Here is a 23,838-nt window from a genome sequence, read left to right as displayed (position 1 = left end):
ATATGCAAAGTTATCCACGGGACACGTCAATTAATGCTATTTTCTTGAAAAAATAGCTAGATCATCATTATTGGTCTCGTAACCCAAAGTCAACTCCTTTCATGAGTTTTAAGCCAAATCCTTTAAACAAATTCTCCGTTAAAGAAGTGATATTTTTCGATGTCAATAACGCAAAATCTTGATATTTCTTTATATATTGATGGTGTATCTTTCCCGACAATGGTAATAAAGATCTGATATGTTTGGCGATCGCTTTCGCCGGATCAATCCACTCAACGGACCATAAAGCATGATCACGAAAGAAATTAATCAAAAAAGGATAATGTGTGCAGGCTAAAACAATAACATCCGTATATTGTCCATTTTTTTCCACAAAACATGGCAGGATTTCTTTTCTTAACTCTTCTGAATCGATAGATTTTCCCCGTAAATAATCTTCAGCAAGTCCAGCTAGCTTTTTACTTCCCACAAGCTGAACATGACACTGTCCAGCAAAAGAGTTAATTAATTCATTTGTATAAGCACGTTTAACTGTTCCAGGAGTCGCTAATACGGAAATAAAACCAGATTTTGTTTGTTCAGCAGCTGATTTAATTGCAGGAACCGTTCCTACAAAAGGGACATGAGGAAAATTTTGTCGTAAATCTGCTATCATCAGTGTAGAAACAGTGTTGCAAGCAATCACACATAAAGCTGGATTGTAACGTGTTAAAAGATTTTTAAAAATCTTCAAAATACGCTCTTTCAAAATATTTTCTTTCCAATTTCCATAAGGAAATCCTGCATCATCAGCAACATAGATAAATTGCATGTCAGGGATAAGAATACGCGCTTCCCTGAATACTGTTAAACCACCAATACCGCTATCAAAAAAAAGAACAGGTCGTTCATCCATTAGTTTTCACACTTATTTTTAATTTTTTTACGATCACGCTCTTCCGGTGCTCTACTCCCTCGTGGATATTGTGGCGAAAAATGATCCAAAGAAGATATAATGCCTCGCAATAAACGAACCTCAGGTTCACTAAAGTTAGCGCGCGTAAAAACAGAGCGCAAATTTGCAAGCATTACTTCTTTACGTTCTGGTGGTCTAAAATACCCACGGATATTCAAAGCCTCTTCTAACTGAGATAAAAAACCATGGAATATTATTTTATTTGCAGGTTCCATCTCTGCGGCACGAAATGCCGTATCGCTGACATTCTCTAAACCAGTTTTCATCCATTCGTAAGACATTAAAAGAACCGCTTGCGCAATATTAAGTGACGCAAAAGCAGGATTAACTGGAAAAGTAATAATTTCATCAACAAGGCTGATTTCATCATTTTCTAGTCCCCATCTCTCTCTTCCAAAGACAATCCCGGTCTTATGTCCGATACTTTCACGCTGACGTAATACGCTTGCTGCTTCGACAGCACTTTTTACAGTTTTAAATCCACATCTTTCACGTGCTGTTGTGGCAAAAACATAGTGTAAATCTGCAATTGAATCACGCAATGTGTTAAAAATCACAGCATTGTTAATGACATGATCAGCTTTACTTGCAGCAGCTCTAGCTTTTTCATTTGGAAACATTTCTCGAGGATTGACTAATCGAAGCTTAGAAAGCCCAAAATTTGCCATTGCCCTTGCGACCATACCAATGTTTTCAGGAAGCTGCGGTTCAACTAAAATAATAATGGGACCATTTGTTAAATTTTCACGATTCCTATTCGTTCCTGCCATCAATTTTACCTAGTTTCACTTAAACTATCTCCCTCTCCACTATTTTTACGAAACCTTTTTCACAATACTCTAATGCTGTTTAATAATAAATTATAGATAATCTATCTTTTCATTCAAAGATAATAGTTTCTAAACCTAATAATAAATTTTAAAAGCCATTAAAGTAAACGATGGAATTTATAACAATTTATATAAGATATCGTAGCGTTTTTTACATCAATTTTACCTTTTTTAATAGGGAACAGCCCCTATAAATCATAATCTCAGTTGAATTATGAAATCATAAATCCTAAAAAAGGGATATGCACTTTATTCCCAAACTTTTTCCTGCAAAGCTTATCCGTCGTTATAAACGTTTCCTTGCGGATGTTCAACAAGATGATCAGCATGTCCTCACCGTGTCTGTACCTAATACAGGATCAATGCTTGGATTAACAGCTTTCAACACCAATATTTGGCTTTCTTATCATAACAACATCAAACGAAAATATGCCTATCAATTAGAAATTATTGAAGCCGATAATACTTTGGTTGGCATTAATACGTCTTTACCCAATAAACTTGCGTTAGAAGCAATTCAAAACGGATTACTACCAGAATTAAATGGATATAAAACAATTTTAAAAGAACAACGCTATGGGACACAATCACGAATTGACTTTCTTTTACGTGATGACATTCTTCCTGATTGTTACCTAGAAGTCAAAAATGTTCATTTTATTCGTCAGAAAGGATTAGCAGAATTTCCTGATAGCGAAACAAAACGTGGTGCACGTCACCTTGATGAGCTCATAGAAGTTGTACAACAAGGAAAACGAGCTGCTATGCTTTATATTATTCAACGAGAAGATTGCTCAGCTTTTACAATTTGTCATGATCTTGATCCACTCTATGGACGTAAGTTTGATTTAGCATTAAAATCAGGAGTAGAATGTTATGCTGTAAAGTGTCATGTAAGTGTAGAAGGCATTTTTCCGATTCAGAGAGTAAAAATAGAAAATAGAAGAAACAATGACTGAGTATATCGAATATAATAAAATCCCTTTAAAATTTAATGGAAAAATCCGCATTTTCGATGATTATGCTTTTGCTAAAATGCGTGAAGTTGGTCGTATTGCTGCAGAATGCCTTGATGCGCTTACAGATATTATTAAGCCGGGCGTTACTACGCAAGAAATAGATGATTTTGTATTTATTTTTGGAGCTAAGCGAGGAGCACTTCCTGCTGATCTAAATTATCATGGATACAGCCATTCATGCTGTACATCTATCAATCACGTTGTCTGCCATGGCATTCCCAATAAAAGACCTTTGCAAGAAGGTGATATTGTAAATGTTGATGTAACCTTTATCCTTGATGGTTGGCATGGGGATTCAAGCCGAATGTATCCTGTTGGAAAAATTAGGCGTGCAGCAGAACGCTTGCTAAAAATAACCTATGAAAGTCTTATGCAAGGAATCGCTGTCGTTAAGCCTGGAGCAACGACAGGTGATATTGGGGCAGCCATTCAACAGTATGCAGAATCTGAACGCTGTTCAATTGTGAGAGATTTCTGCGGACATGGTATCGGCCAGCTTTTTCATGATGCTCCCAATATTCTCCATTATGGAAATCCTGGAGAAGGAGTTGAATTAAAACAAGGTATGATGTTTACAATTGAGCCTATGATTAACCTTGGTAAACCACAAGTTAAGATTTTATCTGACGGTTGGACTGCTGTTACCCGTGACCGCTCTCTGACAGCACAATATGAACATACAATTGGTGTTACAAATGAAGGGTATGAAATATTTACACAATCTCCTAAAAATATTTTTTATATTCCAAATTCCCATACCTAACGCAATGTAGAGATGTTATGGCTAAAAAATTAAATCAAAAGGAAGATACTCAAAGTAATCACTTTGCATTAACATCGAGTTCTCCACTCACCCCAGTATCAGAAAGAAAAAGTGAAGAGCCTCAGAAAAACGCACAGCTTCATAAACATTATCAAGGCCATCGTGAACGTCTTCGGAAGCGCTATTTAAAGTCAAAAGGAAATGCAATTGAAGATTATGAATATCTTGAATTATTGCTTTTTCGCACAATACCCCGTGCAAACACAAAACCCATAGCTAAAAATTTGATAGCGCGTTTTGGTTCATTAGCTGATGTGTTGGGAGCGGATATTCACCGACTTCAAGAAATTCCAGGATGTGGTCCCGCCACTGCAGTTGATTTAAAAATTATTTCAGATGTTGCTGGACGTCTTGCTCGTGCGCAATTGTTTAAGCGCGATATTTTTTCATCATGGGATAAAGTGTTAGCGTATTGTAAAGCTGTTATGGCTCACGAAACACGTGAACAGTTTCGTATTTTGTTTCTTGATAAAAAAAACGGCTTACTTGCTGATGAGGTGCAACAAACTGGAACCATTGATCATACCCCTGTTTATCCTCGTGAAGTTATTTCTCGAGCTTTAGAGTTATCCGCATCAGGACTTATCTTAGTCCACAATCACCCTTCTGGCGATTCCACCCCCTCTAATGCAGATATAACAATGACATATAGATTAAAAGATGCAGCAAATGCATTAGGCATTATTATCCATGACCATCTTATTATTGCACGAAATAACCATACGAGTTTTAAAGCGTTAAAACTTATATAAATCTTATGGGATAAAAAAGACTTCATTCAACTATGAATAACGAATCAATTTTCTAAATCAATATCTAATATAGCCATTGAGAAATTATAGGAGAGCTCATCTTCATCTTCATCTCGATAGATAATGCCTAAAAACTCATCTCCCATATAAACCTCACAAGAATCACTCTTTTTAGGCCGTGCTCTGACTTGCAATGCTGAGTTTTGGAATATATTTTTAAAATAATTATCAAGTTTTTTTATTTCATCAGCATTCACTATGCTCTCCTGTTTTTTTGAAACGATTAAAATAATTGCGTGTCGTGCAAATAAGACACTCTTATGATTCTGTAAAGTCAGTAAAAAAGCATAATCTGAATATTTACTTAATATTACATATATTCACAACGTTCTTTATACATTCATAAAGAACGTTTACAAAAGGAGTCTATCATTATTAAATATACCCGTATAGATTAAAAAATGGCAAAAAAACTGTATATTTTTAATAATTTTACTTTATCTCCAATTTTAGCATCTGTATTTAAAATGCATATTCGTAAGAATAAATTGATCAATAATTTATAAGTTTGTTTATTTTATAAAAAATACAAATAAAAATATTTATTACATCATTCGAAAATAATTCTTTTTAATAACCTTTAAAGTATAATTATCTAATCTTAGAAGAATTACCTCTCTGGAAAATATACAAAATAAGCTAATAAGAGTTTATTTTTCTTTTCATTTTTTATAAAAACTTACGTCATAACAGAAAGATTTTTTAATAAGCTTTTTTCAATTTATACGAAATAAAAATATTGGGTATTTCTGTAAATTCTAAAAGCTATGAAGAGTTCTTATTTTATAGGATAACGAGAAAGAAAATCGATAACGCCTTTTTTATAAACTTTATCGCCTACAGCAAGCATATGATCTCGATCAGGAATTGATAAAGCTTCACCACAAGGCAACAAGGCTGCCAATGGCTCTGCATCACCGCCAATTTCATCTAATGAACCAACGGCAACAAGTGCTGGTTGTTTGATTTTGTAAACTTCAGACGCCGTTAACTCCTGTTTTGATGTAATGATACAAGCAGCAAGAGCACGCCTATCGCTTTTCGTTTGATCTGCAAATTTACGGAACATTAAACCGCGCGTATTGGTAATAGTGGAAATATCTTCTGCTAAAAGGGCCTCAGCAACAGGCTCCCAATTTCCTGCTCCCGTCACCATACCAATACCTAAACCACCAAAAATAACACTGTGTACATATGTTGGATGCAAAAGAGCCATGAAAGCACTAATACGAGCCCCCATAGAATATCCCATAACATGGGCTTTAGATAACTCTAAATGCTGCAGTAACTTTACTGCGTCGCCAGCCATAGCTTGAGGTGTATAAAAGATAGGATCATAACTTTTAACTGAATCTCCGTGACCGCGATTATCAAGAGCAATAACACGATATCCTGCTTCAGTGAGAATACGAAACCAACCCGTTGCATACCAATTCACCCGTGCAGAAGATCCAAAACCATGGATCAACAAAATAGGCGCGCCCTGCCCTTCTTCTCGATAAGCAAATCGCAAACCATTATATTCAAAAAAACGAATATCTTCAGCGGTCATTTTTTATTGCACTTTCCACAAAGTACAGGATGAATAACACGTTGTCCTTTTTGTATCTTTTTTTTAGAAACTTCACCAGCGTTAATTTCAAGTGCAAAAGCTGCAGGAACTTCTGATGAAATGGTATTTGTTGAAAGTGGAGAAGTATTTTCAATAATCGATACAATAATTCCCTCAGAGTTTAAGAAAATCATATCTAAAGGTAAAGGCGTATTTGCCATCCACATAAAAATTTTCTGCTCATCTCCCGATCGAGAACTTTTTAGCTGCTTAAAGAGCATTGCACGATCGCGTGGAAAATCAGTTCGATACATTAAACCAGCTGCTGCTTGAGATGGCGTAAAAGCAATCTCTACCTTATAAAAAACCGGACCTTGCTTTGTATGTATTTCTAAAGGAACCGGATGCACAGGAATCTCTATGGGCTCCTTTGCTACAACAACACGCATATCTAACATAAAAAGCATCACCAATAAAACAATATGCCCCTTTTTAAAAGGCTTTAACATTCTTGTCTCCACCACAGAAAAATTTTAAATTTTGTTTCTAAAATAAAAAGTACCAGAGTTTAAAAGTCAAAAAACAAGAGGATTGCTTCCTTGTTATTTTCTAGTTTTTTTCAACGTAATATGCGAAATTTTCTTCATTTGGTTTATGGATTAACGAGAGCCATATTTTCTTTAAAAATCTACCTCTATAGCAATTTACGGAATAACCATCTTTAAAAATATAGAAAACACACTGATTTCACTCGTGAAATTCAATGCGTAGCTAAAGGAATGCCTATGTCCGGATAAATCTCTGCTGTCATTAAACCTTTTTCTCCTTTACCAAAACGTACAAGAACAACTTGGCCGGAACGAAGCTCTGCTAAACCAAAACGGCGCAATGTTTCCATATGAATAAAAATATCTTCTGTTCCTTGCCCTCGGCTAAGAAAACCGTATCCTTTGTCACGATTAAACCATTTAACAATTGCTCGTTCTAGTCCACTTTCTGGAGTAACAACAACATGGGTACGGGCAGGAACTTCTGATGGATGAATTGCTGAAGAACAATCTATGGATTTCACCTGAACGCACTTTAACCCTCGTTCAGTTTTTTCCACAGCACAAATGACTTTAGCTCCCTCTAAAGCTGTTTGAAAACCATCCCTTCGCATTACCGTAACATGCAATAATATATCTGGAAAATGAGGTAAATCAGGTACAATAAATCCATACCCCTTACTACCATCAAACCACTTAATGACACCACTGATTTCGATAATCTCCCCACAAGCACCTATACTATCCTCAGATGGGGAACAATCCTTTAATGCATCCTTACTCGTCATAATAACGTGATCCTGTAGCTTATAAATTGTACGATATTGATTCTCTAGGTTTAAGTAAACATTGCTCTTGTATCAACACGCAAGCCCCAAGATAAGATTTCCCCACATTGTCGTATCTTCTATGTTAATGTCAGAGAATATCAACATGAATATTTATAAAACTATTTGATTGTACACTTTACATACCTTACAAGGAGTGCCCTACAAAAGAGGTCATATACAAAGTTTTTTTACATAATGATATTTTGATTAATGTGTAACTTGCATGATGAAGAAGTTCAATATAAGGTGAAAAAACGACAATTCAATTAAGGAAAATGCGCAATGCAATTGAAGAAAATCCTTACGATAATCACAGCATTTATGGCATTTACAGCAAATGTTTATGCGAGTGAACCTATTAAGATTGGTGTTTATCTTCCATTAAGTGGTCAAAATGCATTTGGAGGGCAGCTTGAAATTAGAGGTATAGAATTAGCCCATAAAAAAGTTCCAGAAATTTTAGGACGTAAAGTGGAACTTGTTATTATTGATAATAAATCTGATAAAGTAGAAGCGGCTAATGCTGTTATGCGTTTAACAGCAAGTGAAAAAGTGAGTGGAATCATTGGTAGCTATGGTTCTTCACTTTCGTTAGCAGGTGGTGAAATATCTGAAAAGGCAAAGACTCCAACCATTGCAACGTCCTCAACAAGTCCCCTTGTTACACAGGGTAAAAAATATTACTTTCGTGCTTGCTTTATTGATTCCTATCAAGGAGTAGGAATCGCAACTTATGTAAGCCAAACTTTACACGCAAAAAAGGCTGCTATCCTTAAAGATATTTCAAGCGATTATGCCATTGGTCTTGCAAGTTATTTTACGCGTGCTTTCAAAAAATTAGGTGGTGAAGTTATCTCAAATTTAAATTATAATTCTGGAGATCAGGACTTTTCAGCTGTTCTCACGCAAATTATCGCCCAGAAACCTGATATCTTATTCATTCCATCTTACTTTTCTGAAGGTGCTATCATCATGAAACAAGCACGAGAATTAGGGGCGAAGTTTCAAATTATGGGTGGAGATGCTATGGATAATCCAGAAACCATTACGATTGCAGGAAAAGCTGCAGAAGGTTTCTTACATACGACACTTCCCTATAGTGAGGATATGCCAAATATGTCAGTAGCTGCGCAAGAATTCACAAAAGAATGGAAAAAAGCTTACCCAGACAAAGAGCCAAATATCAATTCTGTTTTGGGATACACGAGTTATATGATGTTCATGAAGGCTATTGAAAATGCTGGTAGCACTGATCGTGAAAAAATTACTATCGCACTTAGCCAATTAAAAGATTTTCCTACCCCCTTTGGGGATATGTCAATGGATGAAAATCATAATCCTAAAATTCCTATTGGTATCATTAAAATACAGGATGGAAAACGTGTTTATTTAGAAGAAGTTAAACCTGCTTTTTAATTAAAAAGTTTTACTTACTAAAATGCAAGAATTGGTTGAGGATTTTTTTCTCAACCAAAAACTTAGAAATTTCTTATTGTCCTATGTAAATTAACAAATGTGGAAGGATGAGAGATGAGCACTGAAATGTTCATCCAGTACTTTTTTAATGCACTGGCATTGGGATCTCTTTATGGGCTTATTGCTATTGGCTACACCATGGTCTACGGTATACTGAGACTCATTAATTTTGCTCACGGTGATATCTTTATGCTGGGAGCATACTTTGTTTTCTTTTCCACAATTGGCTTTATGCCTGCGTGGGCAGCTTTTCTTCTTTTGTTCCTTGCTGCTCTTGTTTATTATTCGGTCTTTATAGGCTTTAAAAGGCGTCCTCCAATTTATTGGATTGCTGCTTTTTTAATTCTTGCGCTAGGATTTGTTTATTATTTTAAAATTTCCCCGCAAGACTTTACACCGATTTGGGTTTTAGCTCTTTGTTTTTCCATTTTTATTACAAGTGCTGTGGGTGTTGCTGTTGATCAATTTGCTTATAAACCTCTACGCCATGCTCCGCGTATTTCGGCACTTATCGGTGCAATTGGTGTTTCTTTTTTTATTGAAAATCTTGCTACTGTACTCTTTAGTGGTGTTCCGAAAGGTGTACAACAGCCAGACTTTCTTGTAACACCATTTTTATGGCATCTAGGATCAGGAGCAGATGGTATCATCAGAATTGCTCCCATGTCTCTGATCGTTCCCTTTGTGTCATTAATTCTTATTTTATTACTGTTATGGATTATCCATAAAACAAAACCGGGTCTTGCTATGCGCGCAATCTCCCATGATATTGAAACAACACGTTTGATGGGTGTGTCTGTCAATAAAGTTATTGCGCTTACATTTGGAATAGGCTCAGCTCTTGCCGCCATAGCTGGCATTATGTGGTCTTTACGTTATCCTCAAATTCAGCCTTATATGGGTGTTCTTCCTGGTCTTAAAGCATTTATCGCTGCTGTTATCGGAGGTATTGGTTCGATACCAGGTGCAATGTTGGGAGGATTATTATTAGGGTTTATTGAAATTATGATTATCGCATTTTTCCCCGCGCTATCTGGATATCGAGATGCCTTCGCTTTCATTTTATTGATTCTGATTCTATTGATATTGCCCACAGGATTAATGGGTAAAAGAAATCAGGAGAAAATCTAATGGCAAAGTCAGCGACAACTGTTTTATCGTGTATAAGTGTTTTAGTTCTCATAGGTTTTTTATTTTATGCTGATAGCCATTTTAATGACTATACGCTTCGTATCATCAATCTGATTGCTATTAATGCGATATTGGCAATTTCGCTTAATTTGATTTATGGTTTCACAGGTATGTTTTCTCTTGGACATGCTGGATTTATGGCTATTGGTGCTTATGTTTGCGCAATTTTACTTCTTTCCCCTGAACAAAAAGAAATGATGTGGATTCTTGAGCCTATTGCTGAACCATTATATCATTTACAGTTACCTTTTTTTATCGCTGTTGTTGTAAGTGGTTTGTGTGCTGCTGTTGTAGGTTTATTAATTGCTTTACCAATATTGCGTCTTGGTGGCGATTATCTTGGAATTGCAACATTAGGTTTTGCGGAAATTATTCGCATTGTCATTACGAACGCAACATCGCTCACAAATGGCTCTTTGGGAATCAAAGGAATACCTCAAAATGCAACATTATGGTGGAACTATGGTTGGCTAGCATTTACAGTTCTCTTTATTGTCCTCTTACTGCAAAGTAATACTGGTAACGTATTACGTGCTATTCGTGATGATGAAATAGCTGCGAAAACTATGGGAATAAATGCTTTTTTCTACCGTAGTTTTTCCTTTACTGTTGGAGCATTTTTTGCAGGTATAGGTGGCGCATTAATGGCGGCTCTTATTTCAACCATTGATCCCAAAATGTTTAATTTTCTTCTGACTTTTAATATTTTAATGATTGTTGTTGCTGGTGGTCTCGGTTCAATTACAGGGAGTATTATTGGCAGCATTATTATTACAGTCATGCTTGAATGGCTTCGTATTATTGAAAGTCCATTTGACTTAGGTTTTATACATATTCCAGAAACCCCAGGGCTTCGTATGGTTGTTTTTTCTCTTTTATTGCTGGTAATTATCTTGTTTTGGAGAAAAGGGTTAATGGGACAACGAGAATTTTCATGGAATGGAATTTATAGCTTTTTGACACGCAAAAAGCTTTCTAATACTGAGGGAAAGCTATGAACGACAATATCCTTTCACTCAATAATATTGTAATGCGTTTTGGCGGATTAGTTGCTGTAAATAATGTTAATATGGCAATTAAACGAGGAAGTATTACTGGATTAATTGGTCCCAATGGTGCTGGAAAAACAACAGTTTTCAATATGATTTCTGGATTTTATGCTCCTACAAGCGGCATCATTCTTTTTGATGAGAAAAAAATTTCTGGAGCGTCTCCTTATATTATCTGTAGAAGCCATATTGCCAGAACATTTCAAAATATTCGTCTTTTCTCAGGGTTAACGGTTTTGCAGAATGTTATGGTAGGAGCGCATGTTCGACAAAAATATCCTTGGTTTTCTTCAGCTCTCTTTTTTCCAAAAGCAATAAAAGAAAAGAAGGAAGTTTATAAAAATTCCTTGGAGCTCCTTGAACAGCTACAACTTGATCATCTTGCCAATCAATCGGCAACAGCTTTACCTTATGGTGTGCAACGACGTCTAGAAATTGCGCGTGCGTTAGCCACAAAGCCCAAATTGCTTCTTCTTGATGAACCTGTTGCTGGCATGAATCCACAAGAAAGTGAAGATCTTAGAAAATTCATAGCAAAAGTGCAAAAAGACTTTGATCTTACAATTCTTCTTATTGAGCACGATATGAAAGTGGTTATGGGGCTTTGCCAACATATTTTGGTTATGGAATATGGCTGTTGCATTGCCAGTGGTACACCAGATGAAATTCGTAATAACCCTAAAGTTATTGAAGCTTATCTTGGCGGAGATGTTTATGGATATTCTTAAAATAAAAAATCTTTATGTTCATTATGGCGCCATTAAAGCTGTCCAAAATCTTTCTATGTCCATAAAGCGGGGCAGTATTGTCACTTTAATTGGAGCCAATGGTGCAGGAAAAAGCAGTATTGTACGTTCTATTACAGGGCTTAATCGCTCTGTTTATGGAGAAATTACCTATAATGGCAAATCTATTATAAAAAAATCACCAGAAGAGATTTTGCGATTAGGGATTGCTCTAAGCCCTGAAGGACGACGTATCATGCCCCATCTCACTGTTTTAGAGAATCTTCATCTAGGTGCTTATATTCGTCACGATAAGCAGGGAATTTCCCGTGATATTGAATGGATATTTGACCTTTTTCCGCGCCTACGTGAAAGAGCAAAACAGTTGGGAGGAACAATGTCAGGTGGTGAACAACAGATGGTTGCTGTGGGCCGTGCACTCATGAGCAATCCTGATATGGTCATATTAGATGAACCCTCGTTGGGGTTAGCACCACTTCTCGTTCGAGAAATTTTTTCTATTATTCGAAAAATTAATGATATGGGAAAAACTGTTCTTCTTATTGAACAAAATGCATTTGCTGCACTTTCCATAGCTGACTATGCTTATATTTTAGAGGTAGGACATATTTTATTTCACGGTGAAGGAAAAACTATGCTCTCTGATTCGCGTGTTAAAGAAGCCTATCTTGGTGGATAAAGACTACGAATTAAGGAAATAGAGCTCATTCCCTCCACCTTTAAAAAAAGCATTTCTCATTAAGGATGAGAAATGCTCCTTTGTGAATTTTGACTATTACATCCACCATTTTTCTGCACTGAATATTCCTGCTTCTTGTTCAATAATATGCGCTATCTGAAAAATGACTTCTTCAGAAAAAGGTTTACCAATCAATTGCAATCCTAGAGGTAAACCATTTGATGACAGACCAGCAGGAACAGAAATTCCTGGTAAACCAGCCATATTGACTGGTACCGTAAAAATATCATTAAGATACATTGCTACAGCATCAGTTTTTATTTTTTCATCAGCAATACCAAAAGCAGGTGTTGGTGTTGCTGGTGTCAAAATAGCATCAATGCCTGAAGCAAAACATTGATCAAAATCACGTTTTACGAGTGTTCTTACTTTTTGAGCTCTTAGATAACAGGCATCATAATAACCAGATGAAAGGACATAAGTTCCCACCAAAATACGCCGCTTGACTTCATCACCAAAACCAACAGAACGCGTATTTTCATACATCTCAATGATGTCTTTCCCAGGCATGCGCAAACCAAAACGCACACCATCATAACGCGCTAAATTAGAAGAGGCTTCTGCAGGAGCTATAATGTAATAAGAAGGTAGAGCATATTTTGTATGGGGCAAAGAAATATCTTTAATCTCAGCACCTGCTTCTTTTAACCAATTTATTCCTTTTTGCCAAAGCTCAATAATTTCTGGAGACATTCCATCCACATGATATTCTTTTGGAATACCGATTTTCATTCCTTTGATTGATTGACCAAGATAACTTTCATAATCAGGAACTGGTAAATTGACGGAAGTAGAATCTTTTTCATCAAAAGAGGCCATTGATCTGAGTAAGATAGCACAATCACGAACATCTCTAGCAACAGGTCCAGCTTGATCAAGAGATGAAGCAAACGCGACAACGCCCCATCGCGAACAACGTCCATAAGTTGGCTTTATTCCCACAGTTCCAGTAAAAGCTGCTGGTTGACGTATTGAGCCACCTGTATCGGTTGCAGTTGCACCAGCACAAATTTGTGCAGCAACAGCGGCTGCGGATCCTCCCGAAGAACCACCGGGTACGAGTTTTTCATTTGAGCCTTTTTTTCTCCATGGACTAATAACGGGACCATAATATGATGTTTCGTTGGATGAGCCCATAGCAAACTCATCCATATTAAGTTTTCCTAACATCACAGCACCATCTTGCCATAAATTAGCCGTGACAGTTGATTCATAGTGCGGTTTAAAACCATCAAGGATATTTGAACAGGCTTGAGTATGAACACCATAGGTTGCAAAAAGATCTTTAATCCCCAAGGGAATTCCTTCCAAAAGCCCTCCCTGCCCTTTCGCTAAGCGACTGTCTGATTCAGCAGCCATTTTCATTGCCTGTTCTGCTGTTATTGTTACATAAGCATTCAAAACTGGATTAGCTGATTCTATTGCTTGTAAATAAGCTTCCGTTAATTCTGTTGCTTTGAGATTTTTCTTTATTAAAGCATCACGAGCTTGCGCAATTGTGAGAGTTGTTAAATCAGTCATATTGGTTCTCAAATTTCAAAAATATAAAAAGTTACTCAACAATTTTTGAGACAAGAAAAAAATTTTCTTCTGTAACAGGGGCATTGGCTACAATATCTTCTGCTTTATCGCCATCTGTAACAGTATCTTCACGCATTCGTAGAGTCATCGGCATCACAGATGTTAATGGCTCAACTCCACTGACATCAACTTCATTCAATTGCTCTACAAAACCTAAAATAGCATTGAATTTTTTTGTCACAGGTTCTATCTCATCATCGTGGAGGGCAATCCTTGCTAAATGTGCTATCCGCTTGACTGTCTCTTGATCAACAGACATACTCTTTACGCCTTTCTGCTTTTTTGTTTATTTATTTGATCTTTATTCTGGCTATACAAGGCTGCACTTGTAAGTGCAAGAATATTAGATAACATGAATAAAGAATATAACTATAGATCTGAAACATTAAAAAACGTATTATACCTTTATGACTGTTATTAATATAGATGAAGTTATAAAACATCTTTTGCCTAGACAAACAATAGCAGGCTTAGATTTAGGGACAAAAACTATCGGAATTGCGATTTCTGATAGGGGGCTGACTGTCTCAAATCCGCGTCCTGTACTACAGCGAAAAAAATTTACAGAAGATGCTTACAGACTTATTAAAATTTTTGACCGTGAAAATGTAGGCGTTATTATCATTGGCTTACCTCTTAACATGAATGGAAGCAGTGGCTCTCGTGTTCAAGCAACCAGAGCTTTTGTGAGCAATATGAAAGCTTATACAAAAATTCCATTTGTTTTTTGGGACGAACGTTTATCAACAATTGCGGCAGAACGGTCTCTTTTAGAAATGAATGTATCGCGTGCTAAAAGAGCAAGCCGTATTGATTCGGCAGCCGCCGCTTTTATATTGCAAGGTGCTCTCAATAGAATTCAAAACTTTAATCACATGGAAGGATAGAGGACATTGAGCAAATGCCCTGCATTATATCGTGCAATAAGCATCCCGTAGGAAGATCTCCATTGCCCTCCAAGGCGGCTTTCCATATAGGCATTTGCAACATGTTCTATGTCTGTAGAACGTAATGCTGCTGCAGCTGCTGCATAGGCTACCTGTTCAACAAAAAACCTTCCTGCTCCCTCATTTGCTGATGCCATATCACCTGCTGACTTAATAATTTCAATTGCTCGGGGTCCTGCTGGTCCAATATCAAGAGCAATTTTTTCCAACAATTTCTGAAACAATCCCGGAGCTTTTTCAGCAATAAGAATGGCATCCTTTACCAACTGATTAGCAAAACTATTTCTCACAATCCGCGCAGGCCCATTATGCAACATTTGTGATAATGGATTATTCTCTATAAAACTTTCAATACCAAGTTGTGCAATAATTTCACCAATAATAGGCACAACCAATTGACTTACATGATAAGCAATAATAGGTGTCATAATGCGGGCAAAAGCTGCTTCAGAACGGTCATTTGCTGCATTGTCAAATGCTCTTGCTAAACGCAAAACCAATGCTTGTGAGGCAGCTATATCTAATGCAATATCTGCAAAAATACGTTCTGTCAGTGGTGGTAAAGGCTGATTGGGCATTTTTTTCCGGAAAAAATCCATACCAAATTGAAGAGCCGCTCGCAAAACACCTGCCGATATGACAGATTGATCAAAACGCATCATTGTCTCGATATCTTTAATAACTTTAAGCCCTTCTCCAGCATTTCCCAAAAGCCAGCCATAACTGCCTTGAAAATCAACAACCCCTTCTGGCGTTAACAGTTCTCCAGAACGCTGAATTAAATGACGAATCGATATAGATCCATTTAATGCGCCATTTTCTTGTATGCGTGGAATAAAAAAACAACTTAAATGACCATCTAAATCTGCACTAACAAGATATCCGTCAGCGGTAGGATTAATAACGTTGGTTTTTACAACATTTAAACGATATAGATCACGTTCCATACTTTCATCGAAAGAAATTTTCTTAACACTTGGAAAATTGAAAGCGTATTTTTCAATATCGTCAAATGCACAAGTTAGAGAAGCAGCCTTTTTATGATGAATAGGCTGTGATGAGGAATCATATTGGCGTGATAAAAGTACATTTTGCCATTTTTTGAAGAGCTCAATATCACTAATTAAAACAGCAATAGCTGCACTCGTTATGATAACTTCATTCAAATGTCCTGTTTCTAAACCAGCAGATAAAGCTAAACGAATCGCACGCGCTTGATAGCGTACTCCATTTTCTGAGCTCGTATTTTCCCAAAGCGAGGTAACCAAACCTGCTTGTCTAGAATATTGTTGAAGAGCTTGATAGGAAGAATGGATCTCTAATCTTTCTGTTGGTTGCCCCCATTCATCATTATAGCATAGTAAAGGCTTATAATGATTCGCTAAGCAAGAAAGTTTCCATGCTTCTCGACTCGCGGCAAAATCCCCTATTTCTTCAAAACTTGCTAACAAAAACTTAGGCAAAGTAGAAGCAATACGAAACATAAGCGTATCGCTAAGAAAAGTATTTTTTCGACGAGTATTTTGCGCAGATACAGCACTCATAGGTATATTCCTACATTCAAATCATTCATATCATAGACTATTTGTCTTTTTAGAGTTAAGAAACATTTATCATATTCAAACAAATGCTTGTTTAACCTGTTTAGAGAGAGATAAAGAAGAATGCTATGATGCAAGATAATTTTTTTCCACTTTTCCCTCATCAACATCTTTTAGCTATTAAAGATCTAAGTGTACAAGATCTTAATACATTGCTTGATCGTGCAGAAGCAAATGTTATCCTTTCTAACAAAATTGATAAAATAAAATCTACTTTGCATGGACGGACTCAAATTAATCTCTTTTTTGAAGCCTCTACGCGAACACAATCTTCTTTTGAATTAGCGGGTAAAAGGCTAGGTGCACACGTGATGAGTCTTGCGATCGGCAACTCATCTGTAAAAAAAGGAGAAACATTACTTGATACAGCTATAACTCTCAATGCGATGAAGCCAGATATACTGGTTTTTCGCCATAACAGTGCGGGAGCAGCGGCTTTATTAGCACAAAAAGTTGATTGTTGTGTTATTAATGCAGGTGATGGTGCTCATGAACATCCAACCCAAGCTTTATTAGATGCTCTAACCATTAAAAGGGCAAAAGGTCGTATTGAAGGATTAACTGTTGCGATTTGCGGAGATATCTTACACTCACGTGTTGCCCGTTCCAATATCCTGTGTCTCAATGCTTTGGGTGCTCGTGTTCGTGCTGTTGCTCCCTCAACACTCTTACCCGCAGAAATCGCTCATATGAGTGTTGAGGTTTTTAACACGATGAAAGAGGGTCTTAAAAATGCTGACGTTATCATGATGTTGCGCTTACAGCATGAACGGATGACAGGCTCTTTTATTCCTTCTACGCGTGAATATTTCCATTATTTTGGCTTACATAAAGAAAATTTAGCCTATGCCAAAAATGATTCTATTATTCTGCACCCTGGACCAATAAACCGTGGCGTAGAGATTGCATCCGATATAGCAGATGGACCACAAAGTATGATTCAGACACAAGTAGAAATGGGAATTGCAGTGCGTATGGCTGTCATGGAGGCTTTATTAGATTCACGCGCAAAGATCAGTGGAGAAAAAAAATGATAAAACCAATTGTTTTTCAGAATGCTCGTATTATTGATCCTTCGCGCGCAATCGATGAAATTGGTACAGTTATTGTTAAAAATGGACGAATTATAGCCGCTGGAAAAGAAGCTCTGAATCAGGGAGCTCCTGAAGAAGCAGAAATTATTAACGCACAAAACAAAGCAATTCTCCCTGGTCTTGTTGATGCACGCGTTTTTGTTGGAGAATTAGGGAATGAACATTGTGAAACAATTGCATCAGAAAGTTACGCGGCCGCAGCAGGTGGTATTACTTCTTTTCTTATGATGCCAAACACGCATCCAGTTATTGATAATGTAGCACTCGTTAAATTTATTACGCATACAGCACAGGAAATATCATCGGTTAATATTTATCCCGTTGCTTCAATCACACAAGGTTTCAACGGACAAGAAATAACCGAATTTGGTTTGCTCAAAGATGCAGGAGCCGTTGCTTTTAGTGAAGGAAAAAAAACACTTCAAAATTCATCTGTTATACGGCGTGCAATGACTTATGCACGTGATTTTGATGTTCCATTGATACATGAAACGCAAGATAAAGATCTTACAGGGCAAGGTGTGATGAATGAAGGACTGCTTGCCAGTTGGCTTGGTCTTTCTGGCATCCCTCGCGAAGCAGAAGTTATCCCACTTGAAAAAGATCTGCGATTAGCAGTATTAACGCAAACACGTTATCACGCCGCTCAAATATCAACAGCACTCTCTGTTGATGCACTCCGTTTAGGTAAAAAACGCAGTGAGAAGATTTCAGCGGGTGTATCTATTAATCATTTATCTTTCAATGAAAATGACATTGGACAATATCGCACCTCTTTTCGCTTAATGCCCCCATTGCGTACAGAAGAAGACCGTATAGCAATGATTGAAGCAATAAAGGATGGGACTATAGATGTTATTGTCTCTTCTCATGATCCTCAGAGTATCGACAAAAAACATTTACCATTTAATGACGCGGCAGTTGGCGCTATTGGTATGGAGACCTTATTGAGCGCAGCTTTACGCCTTTATCATGATGAGAGCCTATCTCTTCTACGGATAACGGAACTTTTGTCAACGGCGCCTGCAAAGCTCTTTGGACTCAATGCAGGAACACTCAAAAAAGGGGCTCATGCAGACCTTATTGTGGTTGATCTTGAAGAACCATGGATTGTTTCGAAAGAGAAGCTCTATTCACGTTCAAAAAATACCCCTTTTGAGAATGCACGTTTTCAAGGACGCGTGATCCAGACTTTTGTGAAAGGGAAAAACGTTTTTAAACTTGATCAACAAACTTAATGAGATTCTTAATGAATGAAGCAGAAATATTTTTTCAATCCACTCCATGGTTTATTTTCCTCGTATCTTATCTCATTGGCTCGATTCCATTTGGGCTTCTTTTTACGAAATTGTTCAAAATTGGTGATATAAGAACAATCGGTTCCGGCAATATTGGAGCAACAAATGTTTTACGAACAGGAAATAAAAAGCTTGCTGCTCTAACACTTCTTTGTGATATGTTGAAAGGAACTATCGTTGTTTTCGTTATAAAGTTTTTTAGTGATCCGCTAGACAATAGTATCCTTGTTTCTCTAGCAGGCTTTTTTGTTTTCTTAGGACATCTTTTCCCCGTATGGCTTAAATTTAAAGGTGGCAAAGGTGTTGCTACCTATCTAGGGGTCTGCTTAGGGACCTACTGGCCCGCAGCAATTATTTTTATTATTGTATGGAGTGCGATTTTTCTCCTCACACGCTATTCTTCATTATCCGCACTCGTTGCTGTTACGATCACGCCGATATTTGTTTTTTATTTTTCCGATTCTTATTTCTGTTGTATGCTGATTGCGATGAGCATATTTGTGTTCATAAAACATTATACAAATATCGGTAGATTATTAATTGGGGAAGAAAATAAGATTGGTACGCAAAGCGGAGATAAATAAAGGAATCCTACTTACTGATCATCAACGTCTAAGCTGGTTACGGTTATTGCGCAGTGAAAATATTGGAGCTGTTAGTTTTCGCAATCTCATTGATCATTATAAAACAGCAGAAAATGCTCTGGCAGCACTGCCAGAGCTTAGTAGAAAAGATGGTGGTTCTGTATCTATTAAAATAGCAAGCTTAGAAGATGCAGAAAAAGAAATGCAAGAAGCTGAAAGATTAGGTGTTCGGTTTATCGGTATGGGAGAACCAGATTATCCAGCTTTTCTTAAGGTTACAGAAGCCCCTCCGCCGCTTATTGCTATCAAAGGTAATGTTTCAATTTTTCAAAAAACTTCTATTGGAATTATAGGTTCTCGAAATGCTTCAGCTGCGGGAAAAAAGCTTACGGCTCAATTTGCGCGTTTTCTCGGAGAAGCAGACTTTGTAACAATTTCTGGACTCGCTCGTGGAATTGATAGCGTTGCGCATCAAGCAAGTTTAAAAACAGGAACTGTTGCAGTCATGGCGGGAGGAATTGATCATATCTATCCTCCTGAAAATAAAAAGTTGCATGAAGATATTATTGCTAACGGTGGAGCCATCATCAGCGAAATGCCCATTTCTTGGAAGCCGCGTGCTATCGATTTTCCAAGAAGAAACCGTATTATTGCAGCTCTATCACTTGGTCTCTTGGTTGTAGAGGCAGCCCTGCGCTCAGGGTCCTTAATTACCGCACGTCAAGCAGCTGAAATGGGACGGCTAATTTTTGCCATTCCCGGTTCTCCACTTGATCCAAGATCTGTTGGTACAAACAATCTTATCAAAGACGGTGCTCTACTCACCACACATCCTTCTGACATTATAGAAACACTTACGCCATTAATTTCACCGCTTCCAAATTCGCAACTCAATTTTTTTGAGGAACCATCCTCCTTACAACTTGAAAAGGAGAATTTTAATTTAGCAGATGAAAAAAACAGCGATCTCTCTTTAGCAGATGATGATGCAGCACGTGCAGCAGTTCTCTCCGCTCTTTCAACAACGCCAATCGACTTAGACACACTCAGTATCCACTCAGGTATTTCACTCCCAACTCTCTACCTCTTGTTGGTAGAACTCGAGCTTGCTGGAAAGCTTATTCGACACTCTGGTGGTTGTGTGTCATTGTCGAATCTTGATCTTCCCCAAGAGCCTCAGCACTATTAATAATGCTTTGCCCTTCTTTGGCAACCATATCCAAAAGCAATGCTAAAAGCGGACTGTGCGCCTGACGCGCCATCTGATTCATTTGCTTTGACATGTCTGTAATATATTGGATAACTTTTAAATGATTTATAAACATAATCCTCTATCCTTGAGCATTTCCCCTCCTACCTCTCAATAGACGTTATCTTAGTATTTCGCCGTATGTTTTTGTAATAACAGTGGAAAATAAATCGTGTAATTCTATATAGGGTGTACTCTAATAATGACAATCATAAGTTGTACAATATTCATGTTTTTTATATGGCTAATATTTTTTTATGTGCTCTTAAGCAATTGGCATTAGCTATTCGCGTAAAAGGCGTTTATAAAAAAATTTTTATTTCAATATTTGGGTAAAATTATGAATATCGTTATCGTTGAATCTCCAGCAAAAGCAAAAACAATTAATAAATATCTTGGGTCTCAATACAAAGTTGTCGCATCATTTGGACATGTTCGTGATTTGCCTGCAAAAGATGGTTCTGTTTTACCGGATCAAGATTTTTCTATGAAATGGGATATAGATTCTGCTGCCGCTAAACGTTTAAATGAAATAGCAAAAGCCGTTAAAGAAGCTGATAGCCTTATATTAGCAACAGACCCTGATCGTGAAGGGGAAGCTATTTCATGGCATATTCTGGATGTTCTTCGTCAAAAAAAAGTTTTAAAAGATAAACCTATTAAAAGAGTTGTCTTCAATGCCATCACCAAAAAGTCTGTGCTTGATGCTATGAATAATCCACGTGATATTGATACATCCCTTGTCGATGCTTATCTTGCACGTCGTGCTCTCGATTATCTCGTTGGTTTTACACTTTCACCTGTTTTATGGCGTAAACTCCCTGGTGCGCGTTCAGCAGGACGCGTTCAATCGGTTGCTTTGCGTATTATTTGTGATCGTGAATCAGAAATAGAACATTTTATCAAAGAAGATTATTGGTCCATTACAACACAGTTAAAAACCATCCAAAATGATAGTTTCCAAGCAAGATTGACAATGTTTAATCAAAGAAAAATAGGCAAGCTTGATATTCAATCTCAAGAACAAGCAGACCAAATTCGCTTTATGCTGGAGAAAGCTCAATATCATACACTCAGTGTTGAAGCAAAACCTACAAAGAGAAATCCTTTTCCTCCATTTACAACCTCTACACTACAACAAGCAGCTTCTTCAAAATTAGGATTTTCAGCTTCTCGCACTATGCAAATTGCCCAAAAGCTTTATGAAGGCATTGAAATTAATGGTGAAACGGCAGGGCTTATTACTTATATGCGTACCGATGGTGTGCAGATAGCACCTGAGGCTATTGATTCAGCAAGAAAAGTTATTCATGAAACTTTCGGAAAAGACTATATTCCTGAAAAGCCACGTTTTTATTCAACAAAGGCAAAAAATGCACAGGAAGCACATGAAGCGATCCGCCCAACAGATTTTCAACGCAATCCTAGTCAAGTCCGTAATTTTCTCGATAGCGATCAAGCAAAGCTCTATGATCTGATATGGAAGCGTGCCATTGCCAGCCAAATGCGCTCTGCTGACATTGAACGTACAACCGTTGAAATTGAAGCACAGCAAGGAGAAAACTGTGCAAATCTACGGGCAACAGGATCTGTTATTCGCTTTGATGGCTTTATTTCCGTCTACACGGATCAACGAGACGAAGAAAATAATGAAGAAAATGAAACAACACGTTTACCACAAATAAACACTGGTGAAGCACTTACAAAAGAAAAAGTTGAATCTGTACAACATACCACAGAGCCCCCTCCCCGTTATTCTGAAGCCTCATTAATTAAAAAGCTTGAAGAATTAGGAATTGGTCGTCCTTCAACTTATGCCTCCACATTGGCGACATTGTGTGATCGTGGATATATTATCATTGATAAGCGAAAACTTATTCCTGATGCTAAGGGGCGTATTGTTACAGCCTTTCTTGAAAATTTCTTTAATCGCTATGTAGAATATAGTTTTACAGCAGATCTTGAAGAAAAACTGGATCTTATCTCTGATGGCAAACTTTCTTGGAAAGATGTATTACGCGATTTTTGGGATGGATTTAATGCCTCTATTAGCAATATCCAAGAACTCCGTATCACCAATGTCCTTGATGTTTTAAATGTAACATTAGCGCCTCTTGCTTTTCCTGAACGCGAAGATGGAAGTGATGTGCGTTCCTGCCCTCTTTGTAAAAATGGTCAATTATCATTAAAACTCGGCCGTTATGGCGCTTTTGTTGGCTGTTCCAATTATCCTGAATGCAAATACACACGCCAACTTGGTACAGATACAAAAGAAGATAATGAAGTTGCGCACAATGACGAACCTGTTATACTTGGGATTGATCCTGAAACAGGAAAAGATATCTCTCTTCGCAATGGCCGTTTTGGTCCCTATATTCAACGAGGTGAAAGCAAAGAAGTTAAGCGCGCAGGACTACCAAAGGAATGGCAGGCAGAAAACATAACCCTCGAAAAAGCCTTGGCTTTACTATCCCTTCCCCGTGAAATTGGCCTTCATCCTGAAACTGGCAAAATGATTACCGCGACAATTGGACGATATGGTCCCTATCTTAGCCATAACGGAAAATCTGCGCGCCTTCTTCATGCAGATGAAGTTTTTGATATTGGTATTAATCGCGCTGTTACAGTATTGGCAGAACAACAAGAAAATAAAACCAAGCAAAGCAGAGCAACATCTGCAGCATTGGCAACATTAGGAGAGCATCCAGAAGGCGGAACAGTCACCGTACGCAATGGACGTTACGGTCCTTATGTCAATTGGGGTAAAATTAATGCAACATTGCCAAAAGAGAAAGATCCCATTAGTGTAACACTTCCAGAGGCATTAGAACTTATATTGGCCAAAGAATCGAGCAAAAAGACAACTTCAAAAAGAGCTTCTTCCAAGACAAAAGCAAAGACAAAAGAGACATAA

Annotated in this window: 23 protein-coding genes and 1 pseudogene; 14 read left to right on the top strand and 10 right to left on the bottom strand. The window is 37.4% G+C overall.

All coding sequences use genetic code 11. The features are described from left to right. Positions 1-67: 67 nt before the first annotated feature. Positions 68-895, bottom strand: a complete 828-nt coding sequence (murI, locus tag ACFINI_RS05570; protein WP_375629857.1) for a glutamate racemase — start codon at positions 893-895, stop codon at positions 68-70. Next, positions 888-1,725 (bottom strand): annotated as a pseudogene (locus ACFINI_RS05565) (RNA methyltransferase). Before ACFINI_RS05565 ends, murI begins: the two are co-directional and overlap by 8 nt. A 302-nt stretch (positions 1,726-2,027) precedes the next feature. Here ACFINI_RS05565 and sfsA point away from each other — a divergent pair. From sfsA to radC, 3 genes are read left to right on the top strand one after another with little or no spacing between them, the layout of a single operon-like run. Then, positions 2,028-2,744, top strand: coding sequence for a DNA/RNA nuclease SfsA (gene sfsA / locus ACFINI_RS05560; protein ID WP_375646651.1), 717 nt, complete (start codon positions 2,028-2,030; stop codon positions 2,742-2,744). Then, the gene (gene map, locus ACFINI_RS05555) at positions 2,737-3,567 is read left to right on the top strand and encodes a type I methionyl aminopeptidase (protein WP_375611923.1); all 831 of its coding nucleotides are present in this window, start codon (positions 2,737-2,739) and stop codon (positions 3,565-3,567) included. The genes sfsA and map overlap by 8 nt, the downstream gene beginning before the upstream one ends. 17 nt (positions 3,568-3,584) lie before the next feature. Continuing rightward, positions 3,585-4,379: a DNA repair protein RadC gene (radC, locus tag ACFINI_RS05550; RefSeq protein ID WP_375613419.1), complete on the top strand. Its 795-nt coding sequence runs from the start codon at positions 3,585-3,587 to the stop codon at positions 4,377-4,379. A gap of 44 nt (positions 4,380-4,423) precedes the next feature. On the opposite strand, the gene ACFINI_RS05545 is transcribed toward radC, so the two are convergent. The 4 genes from ACFINI_RS05545 to ACFINI_RS05530 all read right to left on the bottom strand — a co-directional run bounded on the left by ACFINI_RS05545 (position 4,424) and on the right by ACFINI_RS05530 (position 7,327). After that, entirely contained in the window at positions 4,424-4,636 is a 213-nt protein-coding gene (locus ACFINI_RS05545) for a DUF3126 family protein (RefSeq protein WP_375621268.1), read from the bottom strand. 581 nt (positions 4,637-5,217) lie between these two features. Beyond that, on the bottom strand, positions 5,218-5,991 hold the full coding sequence (locus ACFINI_RS05540; protein WP_375611926.1) for an alpha/beta fold hydrolase: 774 nt from the start codon (positions 5,989-5,991) through the stop codon (positions 5,218-5,220). Next, the gene (locus ACFINI_RS05535) at positions 5,988-6,500 is read right to left on the bottom strand and encodes a DUF192 domain-containing protein (protein ID WP_375621269.1); all 513 of its coding nucleotides are present in this window, start codon (positions 6,498-6,500) and stop codon (positions 5,988-5,990) included. Before ACFINI_RS05535 ends, ACFINI_RS05540 begins: the two co-directional genes overlap by 4 nt. Positions 6,501-6,751: 251 nt before the next feature. Continuing rightward, positions 6,752-7,327, bottom strand: coding sequence for a cold-shock protein (locus ACFINI_RS05530; protein ID WP_273791031.1), 576 nt, complete (start codon positions 7,325-7,327; stop codon positions 6,752-6,754). A gap of 324 nt (positions 7,328-7,651) precedes the next feature. On the opposite strand from ACFINI_RS05530, the gene ACFINI_RS05525 reads away from it, so the two are divergent. From ACFINI_RS05525 to ACFINI_RS05505, 5 genes are all read left to right on the top strand, one after another. Then, on the top strand, positions 7,652-8,785 hold the full coding sequence (locus tag ACFINI_RS05525; protein ID WP_375621270.1) for an ABC transporter substrate-binding protein: 1,134 nt from the start codon (positions 7,652-7,654) through the stop codon (positions 8,783-8,785). Positions 8,786-8,899: 114 nt separating this feature from the next. Beyond that, on the top strand, positions 8,900-9,976 hold the full coding sequence (locus ACFINI_RS05520) for a branched-chain amino acid ABC transporter permease (RefSeq protein WP_375621271.1): 1,077 nt from the start codon (positions 8,900-8,902) through the stop codon (positions 9,974-9,976). After that, positions 9,976-11,034 carry a branched-chain amino acid ABC transporter permease gene (locus tag ACFINI_RS05515; protein ID WP_375613416.1) on the top strand — a complete coding sequence of 353 codons (1,059 nt, stop codon included), beginning with the start codon at positions 9,976-9,978 and terminating at the stop codon, positions 11,032-11,034. Before ACFINI_RS05520 ends, ACFINI_RS05515 begins: the two co-directional genes overlap by 1 nt. Beyond that, complete coding sequence (locus ACFINI_RS05510) at positions 11,031-11,813, top strand: ABC transporter ATP-binding protein (protein WP_375646647.1); 783 nt, start codon at positions 11,031-11,033, stop codon at positions 11,811-11,813. The genes ACFINI_RS05515 and ACFINI_RS05510 overlap by 4 nt, the downstream gene beginning before the upstream one ends. Next, the gene (locus ACFINI_RS05505) at positions 11,800-12,510 is read left to right on the top strand and encodes an ABC transporter ATP-binding protein (protein WP_273791026.1); all 711 of its coding nucleotides are present in this window, start codon (positions 11,800-11,802) and stop codon (positions 12,508-12,510) included. The genes ACFINI_RS05510 and ACFINI_RS05505 overlap by 14 nt, the downstream gene beginning before the upstream one ends. A gap of 96 nt (positions 12,511-12,606) precedes the next feature. Here ACFINI_RS05505 and gatA read toward each other — a convergent pair whose 3' ends face one another. Next, positions 12,607-14,091, bottom strand: a complete 1,485-nt coding sequence (gene gatA, locus ACFINI_RS05500; RefSeq protein WP_375629868.1) for an Asp-tRNA(Asn)/Glu-tRNA(Gln) amidotransferase subunit GatA — start codon at positions 14,089-14,091, stop codon at positions 12,607-12,609. A 31-nt stretch (positions 14,092-14,122) separates the two neighbouring features. Next, complete coding sequence (gene gatC / locus ACFINI_RS05495) at positions 14,123-14,410, bottom strand: Asp-tRNA(Asn)/Glu-tRNA(Gln) amidotransferase subunit GatC (protein ID WP_375621275.1); 288 nt, start codon at positions 14,408-14,410, stop codon at positions 14,123-14,125. Positions 14,411-14,558: 148 nt separating this feature from the next. Here gatC and ruvX point away from each other — a divergent pair, with 148 nt between their 5' ends. Continuing rightward, positions 14,559-15,038 (top strand): Holliday junction resolvase RuvX, encoded by a 480-nt coding sequence (ruvX, locus tag ACFINI_RS05490; RefSeq protein ID WP_375646643.1) that lies wholly within the window; start codon positions 14,559-14,561, stop codon positions 15,036-15,038. On the opposite strand, the gene ACFINI_RS05485 is transcribed toward ruvX, so the two are convergent. Continuing rightward, on the bottom strand, positions 15,023-16,642 hold the full coding sequence (locus ACFINI_RS05485; RefSeq protein WP_375646639.1) for an acyl-CoA dehydrogenase family protein: 1,620 nt from the start codon (positions 16,640-16,642) through the stop codon (positions 15,023-15,025). The two genes, ruvX and ACFINI_RS05485, sit on opposite strands and share 16 nt — an antisense overlap. A 125-nt stretch (positions 16,643-16,767) precedes the next feature. Here ACFINI_RS05485 and ACFINI_RS05480 point away from each other — a divergent pair, with 125 nt between their 5' ends. The 4 genes from ACFINI_RS05480 to dprA are packed head-to-tail and all read left to right on the top strand — an operon-like array spanning position 16,768 to position 20,864. Then, positions 16,768-17,733, top strand: a complete 966-nt coding sequence (locus ACFINI_RS05480) for an aspartate carbamoyltransferase catalytic subunit (protein WP_375623149.1) — start codon at positions 16,768-16,770, stop codon at positions 17,731-17,733. After that, positions 17,730-19,031 (top strand): dihydroorotase, encoded by a 1,302-nt coding sequence (locus ACFINI_RS05475; protein WP_375646632.1) that lies wholly within the window; start codon positions 17,730-17,732, stop codon positions 19,029-19,031. The genes ACFINI_RS05480 and ACFINI_RS05475 overlap by 4 nt, the downstream gene beginning before the upstream one ends. Before the next feature lie 11 nt (positions 19,032-19,042). Then, on the top strand, positions 19,043-19,675 hold the full coding sequence (plsY, locus tag ACFINI_RS05470) for a glycerol-3-phosphate 1-O-acyltransferase PlsY (protein WP_375646627.1): 633 nt from the start codon (positions 19,043-19,045) through the stop codon (positions 19,673-19,675). Continuing rightward, complete coding sequence (gene dprA / locus ACFINI_RS05465; protein ID WP_375646623.1) at positions 19,632-20,864, top strand: DNA-processing protein DprA; 1,233 nt, start codon at positions 19,632-19,634, stop codon at positions 20,862-20,864. The genes plsY and dprA overlap by 44 nt, the downstream gene beginning before the upstream one ends. On the opposite strand, the gene ACFINI_RS05460 is transcribed toward dprA, so the two are convergent. Beyond that, positions 20,794-21,000 (bottom strand): hypothetical protein, encoded by a 207-nt coding sequence (locus tag ACFINI_RS05460; protein WP_005773510.1) that lies wholly within the window; start codon positions 20,998-21,000, stop codon positions 20,794-20,796. The genes dprA and ACFINI_RS05460 overlap by 71 nt on opposite strands. Before the next feature lie 264 nt (positions 21,001-21,264). Between ACFINI_RS05460 and topA the strand changes: the two genes are divergently transcribed. Then, positions 21,265-23,838: a type I DNA topoisomerase gene (gene topA / locus ACFINI_RS05455; protein ID WP_375646619.1), complete on the top strand. Its 2,574-nt coding sequence runs from the start codon at positions 21,265-21,267 to the stop codon at positions 23,836-23,838.

The organism is Bartonella sp. AA56HLJMS (assembly GCF_042197145.1).
GTDB lineage: Bacteria > Pseudomonadota > Alphaproteobacteria > Rhizobiales > Rhizobiaceae > Bartonella.
This window is presented reverse-complemented; position numbering and strand designations above follow the sequence as displayed.

Coding starts and splice junctions, on each gene's coding strand:
- murI (WP_375629857.1), bottom strand. CDS start 895: ATGGATGAACGACCTGTTCTTTTTTTTGATAGCGGTATTGGTGGTTTA.
- sfsA (WP_375646651.1), top strand. CDS start 2,028: ATGCACTTTATTCCCAAACTTTTTCCTGCAAAGCTTATCCGTCGTTAT.
- map (WP_375611923.1), top strand. CDS start 2,737: ATGACTGAGTATATCGAATATAATAAAATCCCTTTAAAATTTAATGGA.
- radC (WP_375613419.1), top strand. CDS start 3,585: ATGGCTAAAAAATTAAATCAAAAGGAAGATACTCAAAGTAATCACTTT.
- ACFINI_RS05540 (WP_375611926.1), bottom strand. CDS start 5,991: ATGACCGCTGAAGATATTCGTTTTTTTGAATATAATGGTTTGCGATTT.
- ACFINI_RS05535 (WP_375621269.1), bottom strand. CDS start 6,500: ATGTTAAAGCCTTTTAAAAAGGGGCATATTGTTTTATTGGTGATGCTT.
- ACFINI_RS05530 (WP_273791031.1), bottom strand. CDS start 7,327: ATGACGAGTAAGGATGCATTAAAGGATTGTTCCCCATCTGAGGATAGT.
- ACFINI_RS05525 (WP_375621270.1), top strand. CDS start 7,652: ATGCAATTGAAGAAAATCCTTACGATAATCACAGCATTTATGGCATTT.
- ACFINI_RS05520 (WP_375621271.1), top strand. CDS start 8,900: ATGAGCACTGAAATGTTCATCCAGTACTTTTTTAATGCACTGGCATTG.
- ACFINI_RS05515 (WP_375613416.1), top strand. CDS start 9,976: ATGGCAAAGTCAGCGACAACTGTTTTATCGTGTATAAGTGTTTTAGTT.
- ACFINI_RS05510 (WP_375646647.1), top strand. CDS start 11,031: ATGAACGACAATATCCTTTCACTCAATAATATTGTAATGCGTTTTGGC.
- ACFINI_RS05505 (WP_273791026.1), top strand. CDS start 11,800: ATGGATATTCTTAAAATAAAAAATCTTTATGTTCATTATGGCGCCATT.
- gatA (WP_375629868.1), bottom strand. CDS start 14,091: ATGACTGATTTAACAACTCTCACAATTGCGCAAGCTCGTGATGCTTTA.
- gatC (WP_375621275.1), bottom strand. CDS start 14,410: ATGTCTGTTGATCAAGAGACAGTCAAGCGGATAGCACATTTAGCAAGG.
- ruvX (WP_375646643.1), top strand. CDS start 14,559: ATGACTGTTATTAATATAGATGAAGTTATAAAACATCTTTTGCCTAGA.
- ACFINI_RS05485 (WP_375646639.1), bottom strand. CDS start 16,642: ATGAGTGCTGTATCTGCGCAAAATACTCGTCGAAAAAATACTTTTCTT.
- ACFINI_RS05480 (WP_375623149.1), top strand. CDS start 16,768: ATGATGCAAGATAATTTTTTTCCACTTTTCCCTCATCAACATCTTTTA.
- ACFINI_RS05475 (WP_375646632.1), top strand. CDS start 17,730: ATGATAAAACCAATTGTTTTTCAGAATGCTCGTATTATTGATCCTTCG.
- plsY (WP_375646627.1), top strand. CDS start 19,043: ATGAATGAAGCAGAAATATTTTTTCAATCCACTCCATGGTTTATTTTC.
- ACFINI_RS05460 (WP_005773510.1), bottom strand. CDS start 21,000: ATGTTTATAAATCATTTAAAAGTTATCCAATATATTACAGACATGTCA.
- topA (WP_375646619.1), top strand. CDS start 21,265: ATGAATATCGTTATCGTTGAATCTCCAGCAAAAGCAAAAACAATTAAT.